The following is a 3539-nucleotide window of genomic DNA, read 5'->3' as shown; positions in this document are numbered from 1 at the left end:
CGGATCTCGACGGTGTTCCAGTCCCAGGTGTTGGCGGGGACGGTTTGGCTGCTGGTGAAGGGCTGGATGAGGCCGGCGGTGTCGGCGAGGCCGGTGAACATCTGCAGGGAGCCGTCGCCCATCTTGTACAGCATGCCCATGTCGCTGCGGGTGTCGCCGTTGAAGTCGCCGGTGATCAGCTTCATGGAGCCGCGGCTCCAGCTGCCCGTGGGAACGGTGTAGCCGGGCTTGTACTCGTTGAACCCGCCGTCGGCCTTGGCCAGGGAGCTGTAGAAGGCGATCGAGGTGTTCGCGTGGTAGTAGACCATGACGGCGTCGGTGCGGCCGTCCCCGTTGACGTCACCGGCCTGCAGCTCGATGGCGTTCCAGTCCAGGCTGTTGGCCGGAATGGTGTAGCTGCTGGTGAAGGGCTGGATGAGGCCGGCGGTGTCGGCGAGGCCGGTGTACATGGTGATGCTGGTGTCCGCGTTGCGGTACATCATGCCCACGTCGGTGCGGCCGTCACCGTTGAAGTCACCGTTGATGAGCTTCATGGACTTGGGGTCCCAGCTCTTGGCGGGGACGGTGTAGCCGGCCTTGTACTCGTTGAACCCGCCGTCGGCCTTGGCCAGGGAGCTGTAGAAGGCGATCGAGGTGTCGGCGTTGTAGTACACCATGACCGAGTCCGAACGGCCGTCGCCGTTCACGTCACGCTGGACGGCGAAACGCCGGGCGGTGTCGGCGATCCAGCCCTTGAGGCCGTCCGCCCGTTCCGCGATGGCGCCGGTGCGGGTCTCCGTGGCGGGGGTGCCCAGGCAGCCGCCCTGCCAGGACCGGCTGTTGATGCCGGTCAGCTCTCCCTGGCTGTTGACCAGCGGACCGCCGGCATCACCCTTGCAGATGGTGTCGGTGCCCTTGCCCGTCAGAGTCAACGTCGTGGCATCCGTGGACGCGACACCGAACGCGGCGGTGTGGACCTTCGTCTGCACCCAGTCGGTCTTCGTACGGCCGAACCCGGCCGCCGTCACCGCCGCGTTCACGGCCGGCTGCGCGGCGGCGAGCTTGACGGGGGTGATGCTGCTCGTGACCGGGCTGGACAGCTTGGCGAGCGCGACGCCACGGTTGGCGTGCGGTACGACGTTGATCACATCGAACGCGGTCGTGCCCGCGCCGATCTTCGCCGTGGTCTTCAGCTCCGGTCTGCCCGCCACGACTGCCGCGCCGGGGGTCTTCGCGAAGCAGCTCGTCGCGGTCAGGACCCAGCTCGCGTCGACGAGTACGGCGGAGCAGGCACGGCTGTTGGCCTCGTCGCCGATGTTCAGCTGGACGGTGTGGGTGTACTGCCCCGCGGCGGCGGGGGTTCCGACAGCTGCCAGGGCGCCGCCGGCGGGCATGAGCGCGGTGGCGCCTGCGATGGTCACGGCCGCGGCCATCCACCTGGTACGCATGTTCATATTGGACAAAGCCTTCCTAGGTGTTTCTTCGAGACGTTGCCGTGCGCGCAGGCCGGCAGGTCGCTGGGGTGGGGCAGGCTGTTCCGGGGCGCTGCCGGACCTGGGGCAGTCATCCGGGTCCGGCAGCAGAACGCCTCTACGGTGATGGGCGGGTCAGGTGACCTGGAGCATGGTCTTCCAGGTGGTGCCGCCCCACATGGTGACTTCGTCCGTGATGCCGCCCTTGCCGTCGCCCTTGTAGAGGTGGAGGCTGCCGTCGTTCCAGATGGCCATGAGGTCGGAGATGCCGTCACCGTTGAAGTCGCCGGCGGTCATGTGCAGGACCGTGCCCCAGGTGTTGCCGCCGAGCAGGACCGGGACTTCGTTGCCGATCTGGCCGGTGCCGTCGCCGGGGTAGTAGTGCATGGTGCCGTTGTTCCAGACGGCCATGAGGTCGGCGATGCCGTCACCGTTGAAGTCGCCGGCGGGCAGCAGCTTCACGGTGCTCCAGGTGCTGCCGCCGGTGTTCACCTTGGTCTCGGGCGCGAGCTGGCCGTCGCCCGTGCCCTTGTACTGGTGCATGGTGCCGTCGTTCCAGACGGCCATGACGTCGGCGATCCCGTCACCGGTGAAGTCACCCGCGGTGAACTGCTTGACGGTGCCCCAGGTATTGCCGCCCTGTGTGACGGTGACGGCGTCGGCAACCTTGCCCTTGCCGTCGCCCTTGTACAGGTGCAGGGTGCCGTCGTTCCACATGGCCATGAGGTCGGAGATGCCGTCACCGTTGAAGTCACCGGCCGCGAGCTGCTTGGTGGTGGCCCAGGTGGTGCCGCCGAGCTGCGCGATGTCGGTGCCGGCCAGGCCCTTGGCCTTGTCGCCGGGGTAGAGGTAGAGACTGCCGTTGCCCCAGATCGCCGCGAGGTCGGCAATGCCGTCGTTGGTCATGTCGCCCGGGGCGTGGAAGGCCGTCTTGCGGACCCAGTCCTGGAGGCCGTCCGCGCGAGAGGCGGTGGCGCCGGTGCGCGTCTCGGTGGCGGGGGTGCCCAGGCAACCGCCTTGCCAGGACCGGTTGTTTATGCCGGCCAGCTCGCCGTTGCCGTTGACCAGGGGGCCACCGGCGTCCCCCTTGCAGAGGGAGTCGGTGCCCTTGCCGGTGAGAGTCAGCGTCGTGGCGTCCGAGGACGTGACACCGAACGCGGCGGTGTGGACCTTCGTCTGCACCCAGTCGGTCTTCGTACGCCCGAACCCGGCCGCCGTCACCGCCGCGTTCACGGCCGGCTGCGCGGCGGCGAGCTTGACGGGGGCGACGCCGGCGATGGGCTTGGAGAGCCTGGCGAGCACCACGTCACGGTCGCTGCGCGGCACGATCTTGACCACGTCGAGCGTGGTCGTGCCGACCTTGGCCGTGGTCTTCAGCGCCGGCTTCCCGGCCACGACCGCTGCGCCGGGGGTCTTCGCGAAGCAGCTCGTCGCGGTCAGGACCCAGTTCGCGTGGACGAGTACGGCGGAGCAGGCGCGGCTGTTGGCCTCGTCACCGATGTTCAGCTGGACGACGGAAGCGTGCTGGCCGGCCGCGGCCTCCGGGCCGGAGACGGCTTGGGCCGAACCGGCGGGAACGAGCGACGCGGCGACCGCGGTCGCGGTGACGAGCAGGCCCGATATCGGCGCGGTGCGTGGACGGGATGCAGACATGACTAATTTCCTTCAGGAACAGGATGCGGTGAGGTGTACGCCGGAGATCGGTCGTGCCGCGTGCGGGACCGGTGGTCGGCCGGCCACGTGGAGCCCGCCGGGGGCAGGCTCACGTGGTGCCGGGTTGCGCAGCTTGTCGTAAGGCGACGCGGGTTACCTGGTGAAGCGGTTACTTGGCGACGCGGGTTACTTGGTGACGCGGATTTCGACCAGGACGTGCTCACGGCCGTCGACGGACTCGCCGACGCCTTCCCAGGTCTTCGCGGGGATGTCGTACTCGACGCGGTCGCTCTCGGCGGTCATCGTGAGGTGGGTCTTCACGGAATCATCGGTCCGCACCCCGTGCACCGACTTGATCTCCAAGGTCAGATAGCCCTCGTCGCCGATGACCTTGAAGCACACGTCCGCCCGGTCACGGGCGAGGAACTTGAGGAG

Annotated in this window: 2 protein-coding genes and 1 pseudogene; all 3 read right to left on the bottom strand. The window is 68.4% G+C overall.

The window, feature by feature from the left end:
- Positions 1-1427: trypsin-like serine protease (locus tag ACFWNV_RS26480; RefSeq protein WP_383951830.1), on the bottom strand; the 1427-nt coding region annotated here is incomplete at its 3' end.
- A 159-nt stretch (positions 1428-1586) separates the two neighbouring features.
- A complete protein-coding gene (locus tag ACFWNV_RS26475) occupies positions 1587-3104 on the bottom strand; it encodes an FG-GAP-like repeat-containing protein (RefSeq protein ID WP_383951828.1) in 1518 nt (505 codons plus the stop codon).
- Between the two features lie 186 nt (positions 3105-3290).
- Positions 3291-3539 (bottom strand): annotated as a pseudogene (locus ACFWNV_RS26470) (hypothetical protein); the annotation flags it as partial.

This window comes from Streptomyces sp. NPDC058401 (genome assembly GCF_042722885.1).
Lineage (GTDB): Bacteria > Actinomycetota > Actinomycetes > Streptomycetales > Streptomycetaceae > Streptomyces.
The sequence above is the reverse complement of the archived record's forward strand: the minus strand, read 5'-3'. Positions and strand labels throughout refer to the sequence as shown.

Coding starts and splice junctions, on each gene's coding strand:
- ACFWNV_RS26475 (WP_383951828.1), bottom strand. CDS start 3,104: ATGTCTGCATCCCGTCCACGCACCGCGCCGATATCGGGCCTGCTCGTC.